We start from the raw sequence: 23,599 nt of genomic DNA on the forward strand, positions 1-23,599 counted from the left end.
GCAGCACGCCCCGCAGCAGCGTCTCGCGGTCGGTGGAGACGGCCCCGGCCAGGGCCAGCGAGGCGGCCGTGGGGGCGGGCAGCTCCTCGGCCCGCAGGGAGACGTTGACGCCGATACCGACGACGACGCCGTTCCCGGCGCGCTCGGCCAGGATGCCGCCCGCCTTGCGCTCCTCGCCCGGTGGGGTCTCCCCTGGACGGAGCTTGTCGGAGCCCTTGGGGATCGTGACCAGCAGGTCGTTGGGCCACTTCAGGGCCGTGTCGACGCCCGCGGCCCTCGCGAGGCCCGTCGCCGTGGCGACGCCGGCGAGCAGCGGCAGCCAGCCCCACCGCTCGACGGGGATACCGGCCGGCGTCAGGTAGACGGAGAAGAACAGGCCCGAACGGGCCGGAGCCGTCCAGGTGCGATCGAGGCGGCCGCGGCCCGCGGTCTGCTCCTCGGCGACCAGTACCGCGCCCCCGGCGAGTCCCGCCGCCGCCTGCTCGGCAAGGTCGGTGTTGGTGGACCCGGTGGTCTCCACGACGTCGAGCGCGGTCCACAGTCCGCCCGGCCGCAGCAGTCCGCGTCGCAGCGCGGAGACATTCAGGGGCGGTCGGTCCAGGTCCGACCAACGGCTCCGTGGCGTATCCGAAGGTGTCATGCAAGCCAGACTAGGTGTGGCAAACGACGCACTGCCGAACCGTATCCGCGCCGATACCCTACGGATCAGTAGGTGTTCAGTACCTGATCAGCAGCACAGTCGTCCCCGTGACCAGGCAGGGAGCCGCAACCCGATGTCCGAGCCGGAAGAGACCGACATCCACACCACCGCGGGCAAGATCGCGGACCTGCAGCGCCGAATCGACGAGGCGACGCACGCGGGCTCCGCGCGCGCGGTCGAGAAGCAGCACGCCAAGGGCAAGTTGACCGCGCGCGAACGGGTCGACCTGCTGCTCGACGAGGGTTCCTTCGTGGAGCTCGACGAATTCGCCCGGCACCGTTCCACCAGCTTCGGCATCGAGAAGAACCGCCCGTACGGAGACGGTGTCGTCACCGGCTACGGCACGGTCGACGGCCGCCCCGTCTGCGTGTACTCGCAGGACTTCACCATCTTCGGCGGCTCGCTCGGCGAGGTCTACGGTGAGAAAATCGTCAAGGTGATGGACTTCGCGCTGAAGACCGGCTGCCCGGTCATCGGCATCAACGACGGCGGTGGCGCCCGGATCCAGGAAGGCGTCGCCGCGCTCGGTCTGTTCGCCGAGATCTTCCGCCGCAATGTGCACGCCTCGGGCGTGGTGCCGCAGATCTCGCTGATCGTCGGGCCGTGCGCGGGCGGCGCGGTCTACTCCCCCGCGATCACCGACTTCACGGTCATGGTCGACCAGACCTCGCACATGTTCATCACCGGCCCCGACGTCATCAAGACGGTCACCGGCGAGGACGTCGGCTTCGAGGAGCTCGGCGGCGCCCGTACCCACAACACCACCTCCGGTGTGGCGCACCACATGGCGGGCGACGAGAAGGACGCCATCGAGTACGTCAAGTCGCTGCTCTCGTACCTCCCTTCGAACAACCTGTCCGAGGCGCCCGCCTTCCCCGAGGTCGCGAGTCTCGCCACCACGGACGAGGACCGCGAGCTCAACACGCTCATCCCGGACTCGGCCAACCAGCCGTACGACATGCACACCGCCATCGAACACGTGCTGGACGACGGCGAGTTCCTGGAGACCCAGGCCCTGTTCGCGCCGAACATCATCACCGGCTTCGGGCGCGTCGAGGGCTACCCGGTCGGCATCGTCGCCAACCAGCCGATGCAGTTCGCGGGCTGCCTGGACATCAACGCGAGCGAGAAGGCCGCGCGCTTCGTCCGCACCTGCGACGCCTTCAACGTGCCCGTGCTGACCTTCGTCGACGTCCCCGGCTTCCTGCCCGGCGTCGACCAGGAGTACGGCGGAATCATCCGCCGCGGCGCCAAGCTGATCTACGCCTACGCCGAGGCGACCGTCCCGCTGATCACCGTGATCACCCGCAAGGCGTTCGGCGGCGCGTACGACGTCATGGGTTCCAAGCACCTGGGCGCCGACATCAACCTCGCCTGGCCGACCGCGCAGATCGCGGTGATGGGCGCGCAGGGTGCGGTGAACATCCTGCACCGGCGCACGATCGCCGCCGTCACGGACCCCGACGAGGCAGACGCCACCCGCGCCGAGCTGATCGCCGACTACGAGGACGCGCTGCTCAACCCCTACGTGGCGGCCGAACGCGGCTACGTCGACGCGGTGATCATGCCGTCCGACACCCGCGCCCACATCGTGAAGGGGCTGCGCCAGCTACGTACCAAGCGGGAGTCGCTGCCCCCGAAGAAGCACGGCAACATCCCCCTCTAGAAAGGGTCCTGGCCATGATCAAGGTCGTACGGGGCAACCCGACCCCTGAGGAGCTGGCCGCCGCACTGGCGGTGGTGCGGGCGCGCGCCGCGGCGACGACGTCCGAGGAGCCGTCCGGCACACCGGCCGGCGGGCCGGCGCTGCCCGGCCAGTGGTCCGACCCGGGTCGCATCGCCCGGCGCACGCGTCATCTGCCGGGGCCGCGGGCCTGGGCCAGGACGTACTGGCCCGGGTAGTCGCGGGAGCATCCCTTCGCGCACGTGTTCGGAGGTCCGGGCCCCTTTGGGTCCGGACCTCCGGTGCGTCCGGGCCCGATCTGGCCCGTACGCACCACGGCGGCTGAGTACCCGTACTCAGGCGCACCGTCCGCCGCGGCAGCAGGATCGTTTCCATGCTGTGGTCCGACCCCGAGAACAAGCCGCCGAAGGAACTGCGCGACGCCCAGGACATGATGCGCCGCGCGGGGCTGGTGCTCGCGCTCGCGATGGTGGTCGCGATGTTCGTGCTCGGGATGCGCTGAGGGGTGTGCCCGCGCAGGGCCGCGGCTCGTCCGGCTCTTCTACGATGGCCCGTATGACTGATCAGCGCCGTCTCGTGCTCGCCTCCGCCTCCCCCGCCCGTCTCGGTCTGCTGAGGCAGGCCGGCTTCGCGCCCGAGGTGATCGTCAGCGGGGTCGACGAGGACGCGCTGAACGCCCCGACACCGGCGGAGCTGGCGCTGGTGCTCGCCGAGGCCAAGGCCGTGGCGGTGGCCGGCCGGGCGGAGGCGGCGGGCGCTCTGGTCATCGGCTGCGACTCGGTGCTCGAACTCGACGGCGAGGCGCTCGGCAAGCCGGCCGACGGCGAGGAGGCCATCGCCCGCTGGAAGTCCATGCGCGGCAGGGCCGGTGTGCTGCAAACGGGCCACAGCGTGATCGACACCTCGACCGGACGTACCGCGTCGGCGACCGCCTCCACGACCGTCCGCTTCGGCGAACCGACGGACGCCGAGATCGCCGCCTACGTGGCCACCGGCGAGCCGCTCCATGTCGCGGGCGCCTTCACCCTGGACGGCCGTTCGGCGCCGTTCGTCGACTCCATCGAGGGCGACCACGGCAATGTCATCGGGCTCTCGCTGCCGCTGCTGCGCCGGCTGCTGGGCGAGCTCGGGATCTCCGTCACCGAGCTCTGGGTCTGAGCGGACGCGCGATCCGAGCGGCCGCTTGCGGTTCAGACCGGCGCCGGGGCTCCGGCGTCCTCGGCGGGCTCGTCGGGCCCGGTGCCGTACGCCACCAGCGTGAGCACTATCAGCCCGAGCACCACCATCAGACTCGCGAACGCTGCCCAGCCGACCAGCCCGACCGTCAGCGCGCCCAGCACCGCGTGCACCACGGCGCAGGTGATCAGGACGATTCGGGCGATACGGCCGGGGGCCCGGTCGCGGATGCCGGCCAGCAGCAGGAGCAGCCCGCACAGCAGCAGGTACAGGCCGAAGACGCCGCCCATCGCCCAGGTGCCGTTGGACATGACGGCGGGGTCCATCCCGGCCAGTGACATGGTCTGGTTCTTGACGACCGTCGCCAGGATGCCGTTGATGAGCACGATGCCCACGGCTTCCACGAACAGCACGATCGCGGCCACGAACGCCACCGGTCTGCGTACCACGGTGCCCACCCCCCTGTGTTACCTGCAGTACGTGCGATAGCGCGGACCCTACTAACCGGTAATGCTCCGGACAAGGGCCCCGGCGATCCCCACTCCCGCCCCGCGCTCCTGGCGCGCGCGGGCGCACTCTCCCCGCGCCCCCCATCTCGCGGCTCCGGTATGTCGGGCAAAGAATCGTTCGCCCATTAGTGGGGACTCGACAAAGAAACGCGAGGAGTCGCAGCCCGCATGAACAGAGACCTGGACCACACCTCGTGGCTACTGTGCGGTTATGAAACCCGGCGTACCGTGGTGCCACAAGGGATTTCGCGACTTGAGCAAGCCTCGAATCACACTCCGTGTGGGCAAGCTCACCATTGGGGACGGGTCGTAGGGCCGTGTCGGTAGTCCCTAAACTCAGCTTGTTTCAAGGAGGGAGCCATCGTGCGCAAGGTGCTCATCGCCAACCGTGGCGAAATTGCTGTCCGTGTTGCTCGGGCATGCCGGGATGCCGGGATCGGGAGCGTGGCCGTCTACGCAGACCCGGACCGCGACGCTCTGCATGTGCGCGCGGCCGACGAGGCATTCGCTCTGGGCGGTGACACCCCGGCCGCCAGCTACCTGGACATGGCCAAGGTGCTCCAGGCTGCCAAGGACTCCGGGGCCGACGCGATCCACCCGGGCTACGGCTTCCTGTCGGAGAACGCCGAATTCGCGCAGGCCGTGCTCGACGCCGGCCTGACCTGGATCGGCCCGCCGCCGCAGGCCATCCGCGACCTCGGCGACAAGGTCGCTGCGAGGCACATCGCGCAGCGTGCCGGGGCCCCGCTGGTGGCAGGCACGCCCGACCCCGTCGAGGGCTCCGCCGAGGTCGTGGCGTTCGCCGAGCGGCACGGGCTGCCGATCGCGATCAAGGCCGCCTTCGGTGGCGGCGGTCGCGGCCTGAAGGTGGCCCGCACGCTGGAGGAGATCCCGGAGCTGTACGACTCCGCGGTCCGTGAGGCCGTCGCGGCGTTCGGCCGGGGCGAGTGCTTCGTGGAGCGCTACCTCGACCGCCCGCGCCACGTGGAGACGCAGTGCCTGGCCGACAGCCACGGCAACGTCGTCGTGGTCTCCACCCGTGACTGCTCGCTCCAGCGCCGCCACCAGAAGCTGGTCGAGGAGGCCCCGGCCCCGTTCCTGTCCGAGGCGCAGAACGCGGAGCTGTACGCGGCGTCCAAGGCCATCCTCAAGGAGGCCGGCTACGTCGGCGCCGGCACGGTGGAGTTCCTGGTCGGCATGGACGGCACCATCTCGTTCCTGGAGGTGAACACCCGTCTCCAGGTCGAGCACCCGGTGACCGAGGAGGTCACCGGCCTGGACCTGGTGCGCGAGATGTTCCGCATCGCCGACGGCGAGGAGCTGGGCTACGGCGACCCGGCCGTGCGCGGGCACTCCTTCGAGTTCCGGATCAACGGCGAGGACCCGGGCCGCGGCTTCCTGCCCGCCCCGGGCACCGTCACCACGTTCGCCCCGCCGACCGGCCCCGGTGTCCGCCTCGACGCGGGCGTGGAGTCCGGCTCCGTCATCGGCCCCGCCTGGGACTCGCTGCTGGCGAAGCTCATCGTGACCGGCGCGACCCGTGAGCAGGCGTTGCAGCGCGCGGCCCGTGCGCTGGCCGAGTTCAATGTGGAGGGCATGGCCACCGCCATCCCGTTCCACCGCGCGGTCGTCACCGACCCGGCCTTCACCAGCGAGCCGTTCCAGGTCCACACCCGCTGGATCGAGACCGAGTTCGTCAACGACATCAAGCCCTTCACCGCCGCCGCCGACGCGGAGGCCGAGGAGGAGGCCGGCCGCGAGACGGTCGTCGTCGAGGTCGGCGGCAAGCGCCTTGAGGTCTCCCTCCCCTCCTCCCTCGGCATGAGCCTGGCCCGTACCGGACTCGCCGCGGGCGCCAAGCCCAAGCGCCGTGCCGCGAAGAAGAGCGGCTCCGCGGTCTCCGGCGACACTCTTGCTTCCCCGATGCAGGGCACCATCGTCAAGATCGCCGTCGAGGAGGGCCAGGAGGTCCAGGAGGGCGACCTGATCGTCGTCCTGGAGGCCATGAAGATGGAGCAGCCGCTGAACGCGCACCGCTCCGGCACCGTCAAGGGCCTCGCCGCCGAGGTCGGCAGCTCGGTCTCCTCCGGCGCCGTCATCTGCGAGATCAAGGACTGACCGACGCGGTATCCGTACCACCGGGGCCCCTGCGAAGTCGTGCGACTCCGCGGGGGCCCCTGGTCGTGCGGTCACCGCCGCGGACGCGCGGTGGCATCCTGGACCCCGAGGTGGAAGAAGGGATGACCGCGCCATGGCGATCAGTACGGCACAGACGCCGCCCCGGCCCATGCGTGCCGACGCGCGCCGGAATTACGACCGGCTGCTGAGCGAGGCCCGGACCGCCTTCGCGGAGCACGGCACCGACGCGTCCCTGGAGGACATCGCGCGACGCGCGGGCGTGGGGATCGGCACGCTGTACCGGCACTTCCCGAACCGGCACGCGCTGATGAACGCGGTCTTCCAGGAGGCCCTGACCTCGCTGATCACCCGCTCCCGCGAGCTCGCGGGGGCACGGCAGCCGTGCGAGGGCCTGGTGGAGTGGCTGGGCGCGATCATCACCCACGCGGGTGAGTACCGCGGGCTCGCACAGGCGCTCATGTCGACGTCACGGGACGAGACTTCGGCCCTGTCGCAGTGCAATGTGCCGCTGCGCGAGGCGGGTTCGGTACTGCTGGCGCGGGCGCAGGCGAGCGGGGCCGTACGGCCGGACGTGTCGATCGGCGACCTGATGAAGCTGACGAACGCGATCGCACTGGCCGCCGAACAGTCCCCGGACGACCCGGAGTTGGCGGGCCGGCTGCTGATGTTGACTTTGCAGGGGCTGAAGGGGCCGAACGCGGAGGGGAGTTGAGGACGTCGGGCCGGCAAAGAGGCAGGGCAGGCCGCGGGCTCACCCGCGCCCGCCCCACACATCTCAGCGGCGCCGCAGGTCCGCCACTCTCGCCCGTTCCCCCTGCTCCGCCAGCACCGCCGCGCTCCGCAGCTGCTGCGGGCCCGGTCCCCCGGGGCCGCCCCCGTGCGTACGGCGCTGTCCGGGCAGCGGCATGTCGCGGCGGCCCTGGCGGCCGTGCGGAAGGGGCTCGGCCGCCGCGGGGCCGCCCCCCGCGCCGGCCACCGCGATCTGCACCCCCTGGTCCGCGAGGGCCTGTAGTTCGGCGGCGGCGCGGTCGTCGTGGCCGGGAGGCTCGTCCGTCACCAGACGGGTGACGAGATCCGTCGGCACCGTCTGGAACATGGTGTCGGAGCCGAGCTTGGTGTGGTCCGCCAGGACCACCACCTCCGCGGCGGCCTGCACCAGCGCCCGGTCCACGCTCGCGGAGAGCATGTTGGACGTGGAGAGCCCGCGCTCCGCGGTGAGCCCGCTCCCGGAGAGGAACGCGCGCGAGACCCGCAGCCCCTGGAGGGACTGCTCGGCACCGCTGCCCACCAGGGCGTAGTTGGAACCGCGCAGCGTGCCGCCGGTCATCACCACCTCCACCCGGTTGGCATGGGCCAACGCCTGGGCGACCAGCAGGGAGTTGGTGACGACGGTCAGGCCGGGGATCCGCGCGAGCCGGCGGGCCAGCTCCTGCGTGGTGGTACCGGCACCGACGACGATGGCCTCGCCCTCTTCGACGAGACCGGCGGCCAGATCGGCGATGGCCGTCTTCTCCGCGGTGGCGAGATGGGATTTCTGCGGAATGCCGGACTCCCGCGTAAAACCGCCCGGCAGTACCGCACCGCCGTGCCGGCGGTCGAGGAGTCCTTCTGCCTCCAGTGCCCGCACGTCCCGCCGTACGGTCACTTCGGAGGTCTGGACGACGCGGGCGAGCTCACGGAGCGATACCGCTCCGTTGGCACGCACCATTTCGAGGATCAATTGACGACGTTCTGCAGCGAACACGAAACTGACAGTAACGTGACCGCCCGAGTGTTTTCAGCAGTTTGCGCCGGATAACGGAAGTTGTACATACAAGGGGCCGCCAAGTGGTATAGGCGGCCCCGTTGTTGTTCCGTACTGATCGGACGGCGGCCCTCGGACCGCCTGAGTTGCGGGAGTTGCCGGGGATTGCCGGGTACCCGAAGGCGCTTACGCCTCGCCCGCACGCTTACGGGTGTGCAACTGCCTGGCCACTTCCGCGATCGAACCCGACAGGGACGGATACACGGTGAAAGCGTTTGCGATCTGTTCCACCGTCAAATTGTTGTCGACCGCGATCGAGATCGGATGGATGAGTTCGCTCGCGCGCGGCGCGACGACACAGCCGCCGACCACGATGCCGGTGCCGGGCCGGCAGAAGATCTTGACGAATCCGTCGCGGATGCCCTGCATCTTGGCGCGCGGGTTGCGCAGCAGCGGCAGCTTGACCACCCGGGCGTCGATCTCGCCCGCGTCGACATCGGCCTGGGTGTAGCCGACGGTGGCGATCTCGGGGTCGGTGAAGACGTTCGAGGAGACCGTCTTCAGGTCCAGCGGGGCCACCGCGTCGCCGAGGAAGTGGTACATCGCGATCCGGCCCTGCATGGCCGCGACCGAGGCGAGGGCGAAGATCCCGGTGACGTCACCGGCCGCGTACACGCCCGGGGCGCTGGTGCGGGAGACCCTGTCGGTCCAGATGTGGCCGGACTCCTTGAGCCGGACCCCGGCCTCCTCCAGGCCCATGCCCGCACTGTTCGGGATGGCGCCGACCGCCATGAGGCAGTGCGAACCGGAGATGACCCGGCCGTCGGCGAGGGTGACCTCGACCCGGTCGCCGACGCGCTTCGCGGCCTGGGCGCGGGAGCGGGCCATGACGTTCATGCCGCGGCGCCGGAAGACGTCCTCCAGCACGGCGGCCGCGTCCGGGTCCTCGCCCGGCAGCACCCGGTCGCGGGACGAGACGAGGGTGACGCGCGAGCCGAGCGCCTGGTAGGCGCCCGCGAACTCGGCGCCGGTCACACCGGAGCCGACCACGATGAGCTCCTCGGGCAGCTCGTCGAGGTCGTAGACCTGGGTCCAGTTCAGAATGCGCTCGCCGTCGGGGAGCGCGTCCGGGATCTCCCGGGGGTGGCCGCCGGTCGCGATCAGCACGGCGTCGGCGGTGAGCGTCTCCTCCGTGCCGTCGGCGGCGGTCACGACGACCTGGCGGGAGCCGTCGGCGGCCTGGAGTCCCTCCAGCCGGCCGCGGCCGCGCATCACGCGGGCGCCGGCCCGGGTGACGGAGGCGGTGATGTCGTGGGACTGGGCGAGCGCCAGGCGCTTCACCCGTCGGTTGACCTTGCCCAGGTCGACGCCGACCACCCGGGCGGCCTGCTCGATGTGCGGGGTGTCGTCCGCGACGATGATGCCCAGCTCCTCGTACGAGGAGTCGAAGGTGGTCATCACCTCTGCCGTCGCGATCAGGGTCTTCGAGGGCACGCAGTCGGTGAGCACGGACGCGCCGCCGAGGCCGTCGCAGTCGACGACGGTCACCTCCGCGCCGAGCTGGGCGCCCACCAGTGCCGCCTCGTAGCCGCCGGGTCCGCCGCCGATGATCACGATCCGGGTCACGAAAAGTCCGCCTCGCGTATGTCATCCCGCGGCCGTCTGCTGCCCCGGCCGGGGGTCCGGGGGAGCGCCCCGGGGGAATGCAGTACGTACTTCATTGTCCCGCACGCGCCAAGGTGCTTCGTCCCGGGGCCCTCCATCCGTGCGCCGGGCGTGCACGCCGGGGCCCGGGGGCCGGGGGCAGAACCCCGAAAGTGGTCTTCCGCACCGGAGTCGCCGTTCTCACGGTCACCTCCCGTACCCTCGAACCCATGTCGCTCTACGCCGCGTACGCCGGCAACCTCGACGCGCGGCTGATGACGCGCCGCGCACCGCATTCCCCGCTGCGCGGCACCGGCTGGCTCAACGGCTGGCGGCTGACCTTCGGCGGGGAGCAGATGGGCTGGGAAGGCGCGCTCGCCACGGTGGTGGAGGCCCCCCGTTCCCAGGTCTTCGTGGCGCTGTACGACCTGGCGCCGATGGACGAGGACTCCATGGACCGGTGGGAGGGTGTCGGCCTCGACATCTACCGGCGGATGCGGGTGCGGGTGCACACCCTGGACGGCGAGGAGCCGGCCTGGATGTATGTGCTGAACGGCTACGAGGGCGGGCTGCCGTCCGCCCGCTATCTGGGCGAGATCGCCGACGCGGCGGAGTCCGCGGGCGCACCGCACGACTATGTGATGGAACTCCGCAAGCGCCCCTGCTGACCCGCCCCACCAGCGCTTTTGTGTGAAAGTACGAGCAAGCGTGTGCAGACTCTGCGCATGGGCATCTACGCGCGTAGGGAATCACCGGTTACCCTCATCCGCGTGAACGCATCAGTTATTCCGGACCAGATCCAGGGCGACCCGTACGCCGCCGCCTCCGACGCCGCCGCCCGCCTGCGCGAGCTGACCGGTGCCGAGACCCACGACGTCGCGCTCGTGATGGGTTCCGGCTGGGCACCCGCGGGCGATGCGCTCGGCGCTCCGGAGGCCGAGTTCCCGGTGACCGAGCTGCCCGGTTTCCCGGCGCCCGCCGTGCAGGGGCACGGCGGGACGATCCGCTCGTACCGGATCGGCGACAAGCGGGTCCTGGTCTTCCTCGGCCGCACGCACTTCTACGAGGGCCGGGGCGTCGCCGCCGTCGCGCACGGGGTCCGTACCGCCGTCGCGGCAGGGTGCGGGACCGTCGTCCTGACGAACGGCTGCGGCGGTCTGCGCGAGGGCATGCGTCCGGGTCAGCCGGTGCTGATCAGCGACCACATCAACCTGACGGCGGCGTCCCCCATCGTCGGCGCCAACTTCGTCGACCTGACCGACCTGTACTCGCCGCGGCTGCGCGCGCTGTGCAAGGAGGTCGACGAGACCCTCGAAGAGGGTGTGTACGTACAGTTCCCCGGCCCGCACTACGAGACGCCGGCCGAGATCAACATGGTCCGCGTCATGGGCGGCGACCTGGTCGGCATGTCCACCGTGCTGGAGGCCATCGCCGCGCGCGAGGCCGGCGCCGAGGTGCTGGGCATCTCGCTGGTCACGAACCTCGCGGCGGGGCTGAGCGGCGAGCCGCTCAACCATGAAGAGGTGCTGCAGGCGGGGCGGGACTCCGCCACGCGCATGGGCGCGCTGCTGGCCCGGGTCCTCGAACGCATCTGACCCACCGGACAGGCCCCGGCCCACCCACCCACGAACACCCCCCGAAAGGCGGACGCCGTGCAGCAGGACCTCATCGCGCAGGCCAGGACGTGGCTCGCGGAGGACCCCGATCCCGAGACCCGTGACGAGCTCGCCGGGCTCATCGAATCCGGGTCCGCCGGGAGTGCCGACGAGCTCGCCGCACGGTTCGCCGGCACGCTCCAGTTCGGCACCGCCGGACTCCGCGGTGAGCTGGGGGCCGGGCCGATGCGGATGAACCGCTCCGTCGTCATCCGCGCGGCGGCCGGGCTCGCCGCGTACCTCAAGGCGCAGGGGCAGGGCGGCGGGCTCGTCGTCATCGGGTACGACGCCCGGTACAAGTCCGCCGACTTCGCCCGCGACACCGCGGCCGTGATGACCGGCGCGGGTCTGCGGGCGGCGGTGCTCCCCCGCCCGCTCCCCACCCCCGTGCTCGCGTACGCCATAAGGCACCTGGGTGCCGTCGCGGGCGTCGAGGTGACCGCCAGCCACAATCCGCCGCGCGACAACGGCTACAAGGTCTATCTCGGCGACGGCTCGCAGATCGTCCCCCCTGCGGACGGCGAGATCGCCGCCGCGATCGCCGCGGTCGGCCCGCTCGACGGCGTGGCCCGCCCCGACGAGGGCTGGGACGTCCTCGGCGACGAGGTCCTGGCCGCCTACCTGGCCCGCACGGACGCCGTGCTCGCCACCGGGTCGCCGCGTACCGCCCGGGTCGTGTACACCGCGATGCACGGCGTCGGCACGTCCGTGCTGACCGCCGCCTTCGACCGGGCCGGGTTCCCCGCCCCGGTGCTCGTCGCCGAACAGGCCGATCCCGACCCGGCGTTCCCGACCGTCGCCTTCCCCAATCCGGAGGAGCCCGGCGCGATGGACCTCGCCTTCGCGACCGCGCGCCGCGCGGATCCCGACCTCGTCATCGCCAACGACCCGGACGCCGACCGCTGTGCCGTCGCCGTCCCGGACCCCGCCGCCGACGGCGGCTGGCGGATGCTGCGCGGCGACGAGGTGGGGGCGCTGCTCGCCGCCCATCTGGTGGACCGCGGCGTGACCGGGGTCTTCGCCGAGTCGATCGTGTCGTCCTCGCTGCTCGGCCGGATCGCGCGGAAGGCCGGCCTCGGCTACGAGGAGACGCTGACCGGCTTCAAGTGGATCGCCCGGGTGGACGGACTGCGGTACGGGTACGAGGAGGCGCTCGGCTACTGCGTCGACCCCGACGGCGTACGCGACAAGGACGGCATCACGGCCGCGCTGCTCGTCGCCGAGCTCGCCTCCGTGCTCAAGGAGCGGGGGCGTACGCTGCTCGATCTCCTCGACGACCTCGCGGTCGCCCACGGGCTGCACGCCACCGACCAGTTGTCGGTCCGGGTGAAGGACCTGTCGGTCATCTCCGACGCCATGCGGCGGCTGCGCGAGCAGCCCCCGACCGTGCTCGCGGGCCTCGCCGTCACCTCGGCCGAGGACCTGGCGCAGGGCACCGCCGAGCTGCCGCCCACCGACGGGCTCCGCTACCACCTGCAAGGTGCCCGGGTGATCGTCCGCCCGAGCGGCACCGAGCCGAAGCTCAAGTGCTACCTGGAGGTCGTGGTGCCGGTCGGTTCGGCGGACGGGCTGCCGGCGGCCCGTGCGAAGGGTGCGGAGCTGCTCGACGGGATCAAGCGCGATCTGGCGGCCGCGGCCGGGATCTGAGCGGGGACGGCCGCGTTCCGGGCAGCCACGGCGTCAGTCGCGCACCAGGTACGTGAAGCCGGTGTCCGGGCCCACGCAGGACTGGAGCGTCGGATCGCGAGATCCAGCGGGGCGGAACCGACCGACAGCGTCCGAGCCGGTGCGGGCTTCGCTCGGGTCCGGGTCCGTCCGGTGCGGGCTCAGAGCCTGTCGGGTGACCTCCGACCGGGCGGCCACGCCCTGGCACGCACGCTTCCCGCGTTGTCGTCGGTCGCCAACGCTCCGCGTCGACTCCCTCCTCCGCCTTGGCATCGCACGCACCAGACCGCGTCCGCCATCCGATCCGGGGTCACCCGACGGGTTCTCAGCCGGTCGCGAGCAGCACCACCAGCAGCAGCGCGCCCACCACCGCCGGGGCGATCACCTCGTACGCCCAGCGCACCGACACGGACGGCTCGGTGGACGCCGAGGCGGCGCCCGCGCCCGTCTTCGCCCGCTCCACCAGCTCGCGCAGGTCCGCCATGGTCTGGTCGGCCGACGCCATCCGGGCCTTGCTGTCGCGGACATCGGCCTGCACGGACGTACGGTCGTACGGGTCGTCCAGCGACCGCCGGGACTGCTGCCGGGCCGCCTTCTTCCGCTGCCGCAGGGACACCGGGACCGCCCACAGCTGGTACTTGGCGCCGCCCTCGGTGAACAGCTCGCTCGAATATCCGGCCCGCAGATCCGCGACGGCGGTCCACGGCATGGTGATCGTCCGGAACGGGTTACGGATCCGGATGCGCCGCTCGTTGGCGAGCACGACGGGCCGCAGCGTGAACGCGACGACCAGCGGCACCGAGGTCAGCATCCCGGCGAGCGCCAGCCACGGTACCCGGCCGTCGCCCCGGAACAAGGCGTCCCCGCCGATCCAGCAGATCAGCAGAAGCAGCAGGACACCCCCGACGATCCCGGCGGGCGAGCGGAACGTCCGGTCGGTGTAGACCGGCTCGGCGGGTGGTGTGGGGCTCGTCATGGGCCCGATTCTGCCTGACGGGCGCAAGGGGCGCCGGGGCGGCCGCTCCGGTACCGCGCCGTACTCGGAGAAGCGGTCCCCCTGTACAGGTCGCTACGCGCGTAGATATGCTCCTCTGGTGACCATGCCCACCACAGCTCCTGCATTCTCCGACGCGACCGCGTCCGACAGTGCGCTGCGCCGCTTCCTGCACGGGCTGCCCGGCGTCGACGCCGTCGGCCTCGAAGCGCGCGCCGCGTCCCTCGGAACCCGTTCGATCAAGACGACGGCCAAGGCGTACGCCATCGACCTGGCCATCTCGATGATCGACCTGACGACGCTGGAAGGCGCGGACACCCCGGGCAAGGTCCGGGCCCTCGCCGCCAAGGCCGTCAATCCCGACCCGACCGACCGCACGACCCCGCGCACCGCGGCGGTCTGCGTCTACCCCGACATGGCGGCGACCGCCGTCGCGGCGCTGGCCGGTTCCGGCGTGAAGGTGGCGTCCGTGGCGACGGCCTTCCCCGCCGGCCGCGCCGCGCTCGATGTGAAGCTCGCGGATGTCCGCGACGCCGTGGCCGCCGGGGCCGACGAGATCGACATGGTGATCGACCGGGGCGCCTTCCTCTCCGGCCGCTATCTGAAGGTGTACGAGGAGATCCTCGCCGTGAAGGCGCAGTGCGCGCGGGCCGACGGCCCCGACGCACGCCTGAAGGTGATCTTCGAGACGGGCGAGCTCTCCACGTACGACAACATCCGCCGCGCCTCCTGGCTCGGCATGCTGGCGGGCGCCGACTTCATCAAGACGTCGACCGGCAAGGTCTCCACCAACGCCACGCCCGCGAACACCCTGCTGATGCTGGAGGCCGTGCGCGACTTCCGCGCACAGACCGGCGTACAGATCGGTGTGAAGCCGGCCGGCGGCATCCGCACGTCCAAGGACGCGATCAAGTTCCTGGTGCTGGTGAACGAGACCGCGGGCGAGGACTGGCTGGACAACCACTGGTTCCGCTTCGGCGCCTCCAGCCTGCTGAACGATCTGCTGATGCAGCGCCAGAAGCTCAGCACCGGCCGTTACTCCGGCCCCGATTACGTGACGGTGGACTGATCCCCATGGCATCTGCATTCGAGTACGCCCCCGCCCCCGAGTCGCGGGCGGTCGTCGACATCGCGCCCTCGTACGGGCTGTTCATCGACGGCGAGTTCGCCGAGGCGGCCGACGGCAAGGTCTTCAAGACCGTCTCGCCGAGCAGCGAAGAGGTACTCTCCGAGGTCGCGCAGGCCGGCCCGGCCGACGTCGACCGGGCCGTGAAGGCGGCCCGCAAGGCGTTCGAGAAGTGGTCGGCGCTGCCCGGCTCCGAGCGCGCCAAGTACCTCTTCCGGATCGCCCGGATCATCCAGGAGCGCAGCCGCGAGCTCGCCGTCCTGGAAACCCTCGACAACGGCAAGCCGATCAAGGAGACCCGCGACGCGGACCTCCCCCTGGTCGCTGCGCACTTCTTCTACTACGCGGGCTGGGCCGACAAGCTGGACCACGCCGGGTACGGGCCGAACCCGCGCCCGCTCGGCGTCGCGGGCCAGGTCATCCCGTGGAACTTCCCGCTGCTGATGCTGGCGTGGAAGATCGCCCCGGCGCTCGCCACCGGCAACACGGTGGTCCTCAAGCCCGCCGAGACGACCCCGCTCTCCGCGCTGTTCTTCGCGGACATCTGCCGCCGGGCGGGCCTGCCCAAGGGTGTCGTGAACATCCTCACCGGGTACGGCGACGCGGGCGCCGCCCTGGTCGAGCACGAGGACGTCGACAAGGTCGCCTTCACCGGCTCGACCGCGGTCGGCAAGGCCATCGCCCGCCAGGTCGCGGGCACGGACAAGCGGGTCACGCTCGAACTGGGCGGCAAGGGCGCCAACATCGTCTTCGACGACGCCCCCATCGACCAGGCCGTCGAGGGCATCGTCACCGGCATCTTCTTCAACCAGGGCCAGGTCTGCTGCGCGGGTTCGCGGCTGCTCGTCCAGGAATCGATCCAGGACGAGCTGCTGGACGCGCTGAAGCGCCGGCTGTCCACGCTCCGGCTCGGCGACCCGCTGGACAAGAACACCGACATCGGCGCGATCAACTCCGCGGAGCAGCTCGCCCGGATCACCGCACTCGCCGAGACGGGCGAGGCGGAGGGCGCCGAGCGCTGGTCGGCCCCCTGCGAACTCCCCTCCACCGGTTACTGGTTCGCCCCGACGCTGTTCACCAACGTCACCCAGGCGCACACCATCGCGCGCGACGAGATCTTCGGCCCGGTGCTGTCGGTGCTGTCGTTCCGCACGCCGGACGAGGCGGTCGCCAAGGCCAACAACAGCCAGTACGGCCTCTCGGCCGGCATCTGGACGGAGAAGGGCTCCCGCATCCTCGCGGTGGCGAACAAGCTCCGGGCGGGCGTCGTCTGGGCCAACACGTTCAACAAGTTCGACCCGACCTCGCCCTTCGGCGGCTACAAGGAGTCGGGCTTCGGCCGCGAAGGCGGCCGTCACGGCCTGGAGGCGTACCTCGATGTCCGATAACCGTCTGAGCGTCTTCAAGACCTACAAGCTGTACGTCGGGGGCAAGTTCCCCCGCTCCGAGAGCGGCCGGGTGTACGAGGTGACGGACTCGAAGGGCAAGTGGCTGGCGAACGCCCCCCAGTCCTCCCGCAAGGACGCGCGCGACGCGGTCGTGGCCGCCCGCAAGGCGTTCGGCGGCTGGTCGGGCGCGACGGCCTACAACCGCGGCCAGATCCTCTACCGCATCGCGGAGATGCTGGAGGGCCGCAAGGACCAGTTCGTACGGGAAGTGGCGGACGCGGAGGGCCTGTCGAAGTCCAAGGCGGCGGCCGTCGTGGACGCGGCGATCGACCGCTGGGTCTGGTACGCGGGCTGGACCGACAAGATCGGCCAGGTCGTGGGCGGGGCGAACCCGGTCGCGGGCCCGTTCTTCAATCTGTCCACCCCCGAGCCGACCGGCGTGGTCGCGGTCCTGGCGCCCCAGGAGTCGTCGTTCCTGGGCCTGGTCTCGGTCGTCGCCCCGGTGATCGCGACCGGCAACACGGCCGTCGTCATCGCTTCGGCGGACTCCCCGCTGCCCGCGCTCTCGCTGGGCGAGGTGCTGGCCACCTCCGACCTGCCGGGTGGCGTGGTGAACATCCTGTCCGGCAGGACGGCGGAGATCGCGGCACCGCTGGCGTCCCATCAGGACGTCAACGCCATCGACCTCACGGGCGCCGACGCCGCGCTCGCGAAGGAGCTGGAGATCGCGGCGGCGGACAACCTGAAGCGGGTTCTCCGCCCACCCGGCTCCCGCCACCGCCCCGAGAAGGAAGCGCAGAGCGCTGCCCCGTCCTCTGCTGTGGACGGCGGCACCGTGGACTGGACGGCCGATCCGGGCACCCACCGCCTGACGGCCTTCCTGGAGACGAAGACGGTCTGGCACCCGACGGGCGCACTGGGCGTCTCGGGCTCCTCGTACTGACCGGCCCCACGCGACAACGGCCCGTTCCCCCGGCGCTCCGGAGGAACGGGCCGTTCCGTTCCCGGCTCAGCCGCCGTGCAGCGCCTGCGCCACCGGCCCGGCCAGCGGCAGGTCCTTCAGCGCACCGCCGCTGGTCACCGGGTCGGTGACGGCGGCCGTGGAGAGCGGCTTGAAGTCGGCGACCTGTGTCCCCACCGCATTGTCCAGCGGGTCCGTGCCCGTACCGGCCAGCGGGTCGAGCCGCAGATGCGTCACCGGGGCGATGCCGTTCCCGAGCGAGTGGCCCAGCGCTCCGGTCACCGCGCCCCCGGCGGCCTCGCCGAGGCCGCTGTCGGCGCCCACGACCGGCACGTGGGGCAGCGGCGCCGCCTGGGCCGCCGCACCCCCCGCACCGAGCGCGGCACCCACCGCGGTGACGGTCAGACCTGCCCTCAGCAGGGCGCGGTGCCGGGACTTGGAAAGTGCATGACGTGCCATGGAATTCCCACCTGATCAAGACGATCGAGTAATCATCCGAGTGCGTAGAGTAGTTGAGATGTGATGCTCGATACCAACAAGGGCACCGGGGGATCCCCTGCGCGGGTCGATGCCTCACACTCGTATCCTGTGAATGCCCAACCGATCCCGACCCGTGTCGTACTGCTCGCGGGCCCTTCCGGCTCCGGCAAGTCCTCCCTCGCCGCCCGCACCGACCTGCCGGTGCTGCACCTGGACGACTTCTACAAGGAGGGCGACGACCCCACGCTGCCGCTCGTTCCCGGCAGTACGGACATCGACTGGGACTCCGCGCAGTCCTGGGACGCCGATGCCGCGGTCGCCGCGATCACGGAGCTGTGCCGTGCGGGGCGCACCCACGTCCCGGTCTACGACATCGCCACGAGCTCCCGGGTCGACCGGGAGTCCCTCCACATCGAGCGCACGCCGCTGTTCGTGGCCGAGGGGATCTTCGCGGCGGACATAGTCGAGCGGTGCCAGGAGCTGGGTGTACTGGCGGACGCGCTGTGTCTGCGCGGCCGTCCGTCGACGACGTTCCGCCGCCGGCTGCTGCGGGATCTGCGCGAGGGGCGCAAGTCGGTGCCATTCCTGCTGCGGCGCGGGTGGCGGCTGATGCGGGCGGAGCGGCGGATCGTGGCGCGGCAGACGGCGCTGGGCGCGCATCCGTGCGGCAAGAAAGAGGCCCTGGGCCGGCTGGCCGCGGCCGCGGCAGGGCGATGCCGACGGGCCCCCGCGGCACGGGGGACGGCCTAGCCGCCCCTCCCGCGACCGGGCCACTGCGCGGACATGCGAACGGGGCCGGACAGGACCCCCCGGCCCATCCGACCCCGCAGCACTTCCCCCGTACTCCGCCGCCTCCCCCGAAGCAGCGGCCCCGTTGTCCCCCGTGTCCCCCCTCGCCTCAGGCCACCAACTCGCCGAAGGACTCCTCCTCGTCACGGCCGAAGCTGAGGACCTCGTCCTCGCGCAGCCGGCGGAGCGACCGCCAGATGCTGGACTTCACCGTGCCGACACTGATGTCGAGGATGGCCGCGATCTCCGGATCGGTGCGGCCCTCGTAGTAACGCAGAACCAGCATCGTGCGCTGGAGTTCCGGCAGCCGCGCCAGCGCCTGCCAGAGCACGGCGCGCAGTTCCGTGCCGCGCATCGCGTCCGTGTCGCCCGCCGTCTCCGGCAGCTCCTCGGTCGGGTACTCGTTGAGCTTGCGCCTGCGCCAGGCGCTGATGTGCAGGTTCGTCATGGTGCGGCGCAGATAGCCGCCGACCGCCGCCTTGTCGCTGATCCGGTCCCAGGCCCGGTACGTCGAGAAGAGGGCGCTCTGCAGCAGGTCCTCGGCCTCGAACCGGTCGCCGGTCAGGTGGTAGGCGGTCGCGTACAGGGAGGCGCGGCGCTCCCGGACGTAGGCCGTGAACGCCGCTTCGGCGTCCTCGCCCTGCGCCGGGGCCTTCCGCTCCCCCGTGCCCTCCCCGTACGCGTTGCCCCCGTTGTTCCCCCCGTTGCCCCCCACAGGCGCGTCAACCACCGTCATGTACGACGTGTGCTGACGCCCGGCGCCACGAACGCACCCCCGTCCACTCCCGGCGCCGGACTTCTCGATACTCCGGCCGACGTCGTGGAGACGCGTGACAACTGCGCTTGCGGTGATGCTGTGAGTTGCGTTCATCTCGCGCCCCCCATCGGTGGAGTCCGTCCGTTCCTTGTGCCAAAGAGCTTGCCGGGGCAGTTTCATGACGCTGTCCGCCGACTGTCACAGGCCTGTCACAGGGCCTGCCGACCGTGCGCCGGAGGCCCGCCGGATGTATGAGTCGGCCCCAACTGTCGAACTGGGGCTTCACCATGGGTCAGAATGACCAGCGTGCCTTTCCTGTTGCTGATCGAGGACGACGACGCCATCCGCACGGCCCTCGAACTCTCGCTGTCACGCCAGGGCCACCGTGTGGCCACTGCGGCGACGGGAGAGGACGGCCTGAAACTGCTGCGTGAGCAGCGGCCGGATCTGATCGTGCTGGATGTGATGCTGCCCGGTATCGACGGCTTCGAGGTGTGCCGGCGCATCCGGCGCACCGACCAGCTGCCGATCATTCTGCTGACCGCGCGCAGCGACGACATCGACGTCGTGGTCGGGCTGGAGTCCGGTGCCGACGACTATGTGGTGAAACCCGTGCAGGGCCGGGTGCTCGACGCCCGTATCCGCGCGGTGCTGCGCCGCGGCGAGCGCGAGTCCACCGACTCCGCGTCCTTCGGGAACGTGGTGATCGACCGCTCCGCGATGACCGTGACGAAGAACGGGGAGGATCTGCAGCTCACGCCGACCGAGCTGCGCCTCCTGCTGGAGCTGAGCCGCCGGCCGGGCCAGGCCCTGTCGCGGCAGCAGCTGCTGCGGCTGGTCTGGGAGCACGACTACCTCGGTGACTCCCGGCTGGTCGACGCGTGTGTGCAGCGGCTGCGGGCCAAGGTGGAGGACGTACCGTCCTCGCCGACGCTGATCCGTACCGTGCGGGGTGTGGGCTACCGGCTGGACTCGCCTCAGTGAGAGATGCCGTCGGCCGGGGCCTGCTCACCGGGCTGCGCTGGACCAGTCTGCGGCTGCGGCTCGTCGTGGTGTTCGCGCTGGTGGCGCTGACCGCCGCGGTGTCCGCGTCGGGGATCGCGTACTGGCTGAACCGCGAGGCCGTGCTGACGCGCACCCAGGACTCCGCGCTCGGGGACTTCCGCCAGGAGATGCAGAGCCGGGCGGCCTCGCTGCCGCTCCATCCCACCAGGGACGATCTGCAGAACGCGGCCGTGCAGATGGCGAGCAGTTCGCCCGGCTACAGCGTGCTGCTGGTCGACGAGCGCGACACCGGCAAGCCGATCGTCGGCAACTCCGATCTGGACACCTTCACGCTCGACAACGTGCCGCCGGCGCTGCAGAAGGCGGTCAACAAGAAGCAGCCGGTGGAGGCGGGCAACAAGTACGAGTACCACCTGTTCTGGCAGCGGACCAGCATCCGCGGCACGCCGTACCTGGTGGGCGGTACGAAGATCATCGGCGGTGGCCCGACCGGCTACATGCTGAAGTCGCTCGACCAGGAACGGCAGGACCTCAACTCGCTGGCCTGGTCCCTGGGCATCGCCACCGGGCTCGCGCTGATCGGCTCCGCGCTGCTCGCGCAGGCCGCGGCGACGACCGTGCTGCGGCCCGTGCAGCGGCTCGGCGACGCCGCCCGCAAGCTCGGCGAGGGCAAGCTCGACACCCGGCTCGCGGTGTCCGGCACCGATGAACTGGCCGATCTCTCCCGTACGTTCAACCGGACCGCGAGTTCGCTGGAGAAGCGGGTCGCGGACATGAGCGCGCGGGACGAGGCGAGCCGGCGGTTCGTCGCCGACATGTCGCACGAGCTGCGTACCCCGCTCACCGCGCTGACCGCCGTCACCGAGGTGCTGGAGGACGAGGCGGACAGCCTCGACCCGATGATCGCGCCCGCGGTGCGTCTGGTGGTGAGCGAGACCCGGCGCCTCAACGACCTGGTGGAGAACCTGATGGAGGTCACCCGCTTCGACGCGGGTACGGCCCGGCTCGTCCTCGACACCGTCGACGTCGCCGACCAGGTCACCGCCTGCATCGACGTCCGGGCCTGGCTGGACGCGGTGGATCTGGACGCCGAGCGCGGCATGATGGTCCGCCTCGACCCGCGCCGGCTCGATGTGATCCTGGCGAATCTGATCGGCAACGCGCTCAAGCACGGCGGTTCGCCGGTACGGGTCGCGGTGCGGACCGAGGGCGACGAACTCGTCATCGAGGTCCGCGACCACGGCCCCGGCATCCCCGAGGACGTGCTGCCCCACGTCTTCGACCGGTTCTACAAGGCCAGTGCCTCGCGCCCGCGTTCCGAGGGCAGCGGTCTCGGTCTGTCGATCGCCATGGAGAACGCGCATATCCACGGCGGTGACATCACGGCTGCGAACTCGCCGGACGGCGACGGCGCGGTGTTCGTGCTGCGGCTGCCGCGCGATGCCGAGCGGCTCACCCGTTCCGCCGGTGGGCACGGGGCCGGGGACCAGGACGAGGAGAGCGACGCGACGTGATGAGCAGCAGCAACCGCCGGGCGCGCCGTTCGGCGCTGGCACTGGCCGGGGCCGTGGCCGGGGCCGTGCTGGCCGCGGGCTGCGGCATCAGGTCCACCGCGGTGCCGGTGGACGCCGGGGCCGCGCCGTCCCAGGTGCCGTGCACGATGTCCGCGGAGAACATCACGACGCAGGCCCTCAAGGGCATCCCCGTACAGATCTATCTGGTCTGCTCCTCGCAGCTGGTCACGGTGGACCGTACGGTGCAGGTCGACAAGGCCGGTTCGGACCGGGTCCGGGTCGCGCAGGCGCTCCTGGACGAACTTCGGCAGAAGCCGCCCGCCGCGGAACGGCAGGCCGGGTACTCCACGGCCGTCCCGAAGAGCCTGCGGGTCGACGGGGCCCGCGGCGGCGACCGGGCGGGCACGCTGCGGCTCAGCGAGCAGCCGGAGGACCTGCGGTCCGAAGCACTGGCGCAGATCGTGTGCACGTACGCGGAGAGCGACACGCTCGCCGCGGAGGGCACGGTGGTGCTGGGCGGGCCCGGTAACTACCCGCCGCGCGGGTATCTGTGCACCTCGGAGATGAAGGCGCGGCCCAAGGCGGTCCCGACGCTGGGGGCGGGTACGGGGGCTTAGGCCGTCTCTCCGGCGCCGTGCGGGCCGGATTCCGGGTCGGCGGAACCGATCCTGCCGTCCGCCGCGTCTTGGGGGGCGTGCGTCAAGGTTCGGACGGTCAAGCCGTCATCCGCTTCCGCGCGGCCGGGGTCTCTCTCCTCCTCGCGCATCTGCTGCTCGTCGGGTGGCTGACGCTGCGCCCCCTCGACGTGCCGTGGACGACCGCCTCGAATCTTCATCCGCTCGCCGGCATCAGAGCCGACCTGTCGCTCGGCCCGGTCGAGGCCGCCCGCCGGATCGGTGAGGGGCTGCTGCTGCTCGCCCCGCTGGGCGTACTGCTGCCGATGGCCGGGGGCCGGCTCACCGTCTCCCCGTGGGCCTCGCTGGCCCGCACCGTAGCGGCGGGGGCACTCATCTCCACGACCATCGAACTGGCCCAGACCGGAGTGCCCGGACAGGTCGTCGACGTCGACTCGCTGCTGCTGAACACCACCGGCGTGGCCCTCGCCCACCTGCTCGTCGTGCCCATGTGCCGGGCGCGGCTGCGCCGCAGGAAGAGGGAGCGGGTCAGGGTGGTACCCCACCCCAGGGACGAGGCGGGCCAGGGTGCGACCCCGACGATTCCCAGGGTCGGGATCGCACCGTAGAGCGACGCTTTGCCCCCCTTCGCCGGGCCACCATGGAGCCATCGGGAGCACGACGGAGCTGCTCCCTCAGCTACGGTTCGCGAAGGAGCCCACCATGGCCGCACTTGCCCGCCCCCGTGACGGACGCATGATCGGCGGAGTGTGCGCAGCGCTGGCAAGGCGCTTCGGCACCTCCGCGGGAACCATGCGCGTGATCTTCCTGGTCTCCTGCCTGCTGCCGGGGCCGCAGTTCCTGCTCTACCTGGCGCTGTGGCTGCTGTTCCCGTCCGAGAAGACGTCGTCGGCCACCGCCTGGTGACCCTCGTACACATACGCCTGTGGGGCGGACACCCGGTCCGGGTGTGGCCCGGGCGGGGGCCGGACCGGCGGGCTTCGGCTGGGCGGTGGCGCGGGGGGTGGTGGGCGGCTCCTGGTCCGGCAGGCTCG

The 23,599-nt window shown here is 71.4% G+C and carries 25 protein-coding genes; 18 read left to right on the top strand and 7 right to left on the bottom strand.

The features are described from left to right. The coding region (locus ABZY11_RS01855; protein ID WP_356477219.1) for a biotin--[acetyl-CoA-carboxylase] ligase at window positions 1-640 on the bottom strand (640 nt) is incomplete at its 3' end. Window positions 641-773: 133 nt separating this feature from the next. On the opposite strand from ABZY11_RS01855, the gene ABZY11_RS01860 reads away from it, so the two are divergent. The 4 genes from ABZY11_RS01860 (at window position 774) to ABZY11_RS01875 (ending at window position 3,542) form a co-directional block, all read left to right on the top strand. Next, complete coding sequence (locus ABZY11_RS01860) at window positions 774-2,366, top strand: acyl-CoA carboxylase subunit beta (RefSeq protein WP_356477220.1); 1,593 nt, start codon at window positions 774-776, stop codon at window positions 2,364-2,366. Between the two features lie 14 nt (window positions 2,367-2,380). Then, window positions 2,381-2,602, top strand: coding sequence for an acyl-CoA carboxylase epsilon subunit (locus ABZY11_RS01865; protein WP_356477221.1), 222 nt, complete (start codon window positions 2,381-2,383; stop codon window positions 2,600-2,602). A gap of 155 nt (window positions 2,603-2,757) precedes the next feature. Continuing rightward, window positions 2,758-2,886 (top strand): hypothetical protein, encoded by a 129-nt coding sequence (locus ABZY11_RS01870; RefSeq protein WP_326767404.1) that lies wholly within the window; start codon window positions 2,758-2,760, stop codon window positions 2,884-2,886. Window positions 2,887-2,930: 44 nt separating this feature from the next. Next, window positions 2,931-3,542: a nucleoside triphosphate pyrophosphatase gene (locus tag ABZY11_RS01875; protein WP_356477222.1), complete on the top strand. Its 612-nt coding sequence runs from the start codon at window positions 2,931-2,933 to the stop codon at window positions 3,540-3,542. Window positions 3,543-3,574: 32 nt separating this feature from the next. Here the strand turns inward: ABZY11_RS01875 and ABZY11_RS01880 are convergent, their stop codons facing one another. Next, window positions 3,575-4,018 carry a hypothetical protein gene (locus tag ABZY11_RS01880; protein ID WP_356477223.1) on the bottom strand — a complete coding sequence of 148 codons (444 nt, stop codon included), beginning with the start codon at window positions 4,016-4,018 and terminating at the stop codon, window positions 3,575-3,577. Between the two features lie 414 nt (window positions 4,019-4,432). Between ABZY11_RS01880 and ABZY11_RS01885 the strand changes: the two genes are divergently transcribed. Both ABZY11_RS01885 and ABZY11_RS01890 read left to right on the top strand, forming a co-directional pair. Next, the gene (locus ABZY11_RS01885) at window positions 4,433-6,187 is read left to right on the top strand and encodes a biotin carboxylase N-terminal domain-containing protein (RefSeq protein WP_356477224.1); all 1,755 of its coding nucleotides are present in this window, start codon (window positions 4,433-4,435) and stop codon (window positions 6,185-6,187) included. A gap of 133 nt (window positions 6,188-6,320) precedes the next feature. Further along, window positions 6,321-6,920 carry a helix-turn-helix domain-containing protein gene (locus tag ABZY11_RS01890; protein ID WP_356477225.1) on the top strand — a complete coding sequence of 200 codons (600 nt, stop codon included), beginning with the start codon at window positions 6,321-6,323 and terminating at the stop codon, window positions 6,918-6,920. Between the two features lie 63 nt (window positions 6,921-6,983). On the opposite strand, the gene ABZY11_RS01895 is transcribed toward ABZY11_RS01890, so the two are convergent. Both ABZY11_RS01895 and ABZY11_RS01900 read right to left on the bottom strand, forming a co-directional pair. Next, complete coding sequence (locus tag ABZY11_RS01895) at window positions 6,984-7,952, bottom strand: DeoR/GlpR family DNA-binding transcription regulator (RefSeq protein ID WP_356477226.1); 969 nt, start codon at window positions 7,950-7,952, stop codon at window positions 6,984-6,986. Between the two features lie 186 nt (window positions 7,953-8,138). Then, window positions 8,139-9,578, bottom strand: coding sequence for an NAD(P)H-quinone dehydrogenase (locus ABZY11_RS01900; protein ID WP_356477227.1), 1,440 nt, complete (start codon window positions 9,576-9,578; stop codon window positions 8,139-8,141). A 248-nt stretch (window positions 9,579-9,826) separates the two neighbouring features. Between ABZY11_RS01900 and ABZY11_RS01905 the strand changes: the two genes are divergently transcribed. The 3 genes from ABZY11_RS01905 (at window position 9,827) to ABZY11_RS01915 (ending at window position 12,898) form a co-directional block, all read left to right on the top strand. Beyond that, window positions 9,827-10,264: a gamma-glutamylcyclotransferase gene (locus ABZY11_RS01905; protein WP_072486709.1), complete on the top strand. Its 438-nt coding sequence runs from the start codon at window positions 9,827-9,829 to the stop codon at window positions 10,262-10,264. 102 nt (window positions 10,265-10,366) lie between these two features. Further along, complete coding sequence (locus ABZY11_RS01910) at window positions 10,367-11,191, top strand: purine-nucleoside phosphorylase (RefSeq protein ID WP_356477228.1); 825 nt, start codon at window positions 10,367-10,369, stop codon at window positions 11,189-11,191. Window positions 11,192-11,248: 57 nt separating this feature from the next. After that, on the top strand, window positions 11,249-12,898 hold the full coding sequence (locus ABZY11_RS01915) for a phospho-sugar mutase (RefSeq protein WP_356477229.1): 1,650 nt from the start codon (window positions 11,249-11,251) through the stop codon (window positions 12,896-12,898). Between the two features lie 343 nt (window positions 12,899-13,241). On the opposite strand, the gene ABZY11_RS01920 is transcribed toward ABZY11_RS01915, so the two are convergent. Beyond that, window positions 13,242-13,892, bottom strand: a complete 651-nt coding sequence (locus ABZY11_RS01920) for a PH domain-containing protein (protein WP_356477230.1) — start codon at window positions 13,890-13,892, stop codon at window positions 13,242-13,244. A 124-nt stretch (window positions 13,893-14,016) separates the two neighbouring features. Here ABZY11_RS01920 and deoC point away from each other — a divergent pair, with 124 nt between their 5' ends. Genes deoC through ABZY11_RS01935 form a run of 3 tightly spaced genes read left to right on the top strand, consistent with a single transcriptional unit; the run spans window position 14,017 to window position 17,367 of the window. Then, window positions 14,017-14,979 (top strand): deoxyribose-phosphate aldolase, encoded by a 963-nt coding sequence (deoC, locus tag ABZY11_RS01925; RefSeq protein ID WP_356477321.1) that lies wholly within the window; start codon window positions 14,017-14,019, stop codon window positions 14,977-14,979. A gap of 5 nt (window positions 14,980-14,984) precedes the next feature. After that, entirely contained in the window at window positions 14,985-16,424 is a 1,440-nt protein-coding gene (locus ABZY11_RS01930; RefSeq protein ID WP_356477231.1) for an aldehyde dehydrogenase family protein, read from the top strand. Beyond that, a complete protein-coding gene (locus tag ABZY11_RS01935; RefSeq protein ID WP_356477232.1) occupies window positions 16,414-17,367 on the top strand; it encodes an aldehyde dehydrogenase family protein in 954 nt (317 codons plus the stop codon). The genes ABZY11_RS01930 and ABZY11_RS01935 overlap by 11 nt, the downstream gene beginning before the upstream one ends. A gap of 66 nt (window positions 17,368-17,433) precedes the next feature. On the opposite strand, the gene ABZY11_RS01940 is transcribed toward ABZY11_RS01935, so the two are convergent. Further along, window positions 17,434-17,844, bottom strand: coding sequence for a hypothetical protein (locus tag ABZY11_RS01940; RefSeq protein ID WP_356477233.1), 411 nt, complete (start codon window positions 17,842-17,844; stop codon window positions 17,434-17,436). Window positions 17,845-17,907: 63 nt separating this feature from the next. Between ABZY11_RS01940 and ABZY11_RS01945 the strand changes: the two genes are divergently transcribed. Next, window positions 17,908-18,615, top strand: coding sequence for a uridine kinase (locus ABZY11_RS01945; RefSeq protein ID WP_356477234.1), 708 nt, complete (start codon window positions 17,908-17,910; stop codon window positions 18,613-18,615). 148 nt (window positions 18,616-18,763) lie between these two features. On the opposite strand, the gene ABZY11_RS01950 is transcribed toward ABZY11_RS01945, so the two are convergent. Further along, the gene (locus ABZY11_RS01950) at window positions 18,764-19,525 is read right to left on the bottom strand and encodes a SigE family RNA polymerase sigma factor (protein WP_356477235.1); all 762 of its coding nucleotides are present in this window, start codon (window positions 19,523-19,525) and stop codon (window positions 18,764-18,766) included. Between the two features lie 192 nt (window positions 19,526-19,717). On the opposite strand from ABZY11_RS01950, the gene afsQ1 reads away from it, so the two are divergent. The 5 genes from afsQ1 (at window position 19,718) to ABZY11_RS01975 (ending at window position 23,471) form a co-directional block, all read left to right on the top strand. Continuing rightward, window positions 19,718-20,395, top strand: a complete 678-nt coding sequence (gene afsQ1 / locus ABZY11_RS01955) for a two-component system response regulator AfsQ1 (RefSeq protein WP_176729344.1) — start codon at window positions 19,718-19,720, stop codon at window positions 20,393-20,395. Continuing rightward, window positions 20,392-21,930: a HAMP domain-containing sensor histidine kinase gene (locus ABZY11_RS01960; RefSeq protein WP_356477236.1), complete on the top strand. Its 1,539-nt coding sequence runs from the start codon at window positions 20,392-20,394 to the stop codon at window positions 21,928-21,930. The genes afsQ1 and ABZY11_RS01960 overlap by 4 nt, the downstream gene beginning before the upstream one ends. Then, window positions 21,930-22,547 carry a hypothetical protein gene (locus ABZY11_RS01965; protein WP_356477237.1) on the top strand — a complete coding sequence of 206 codons (618 nt, stop codon included), beginning with the start codon at window positions 21,930-21,932 and terminating at the stop codon, window positions 22,545-22,547. The genes ABZY11_RS01960 and ABZY11_RS01965 overlap by 1 nt, the downstream gene beginning before the upstream one ends. A 77-nt stretch (window positions 22,548-22,624) precedes the next feature. Continuing rightward, entirely contained in the window at window positions 22,625-23,173 is a 549-nt protein-coding gene (locus ABZY11_RS01970) for a VanZ family protein (protein WP_356477238.1), read from the top strand. A 94-nt stretch (window positions 23,174-23,267) separates the two neighbouring features. After that, window positions 23,268-23,471: a PspC domain-containing protein gene (locus ABZY11_RS01975; protein ID WP_124716783.1), complete on the top strand. Its 204-nt coding sequence runs from the start codon at window positions 23,268-23,270 to the stop codon at window positions 23,469-23,471. The last annotated feature ends 128 nt before the right edge of the window (window positions 23,472-23,599 follow it).

It is taken from the genome of Streptomyces sp. NPDC006510 (assembly GCF_040611955.1).
Lineage (GTDB): Bacteria > Actinomycetota > Actinomycetes > Streptomycetales > Streptomycetaceae > Streptomyces.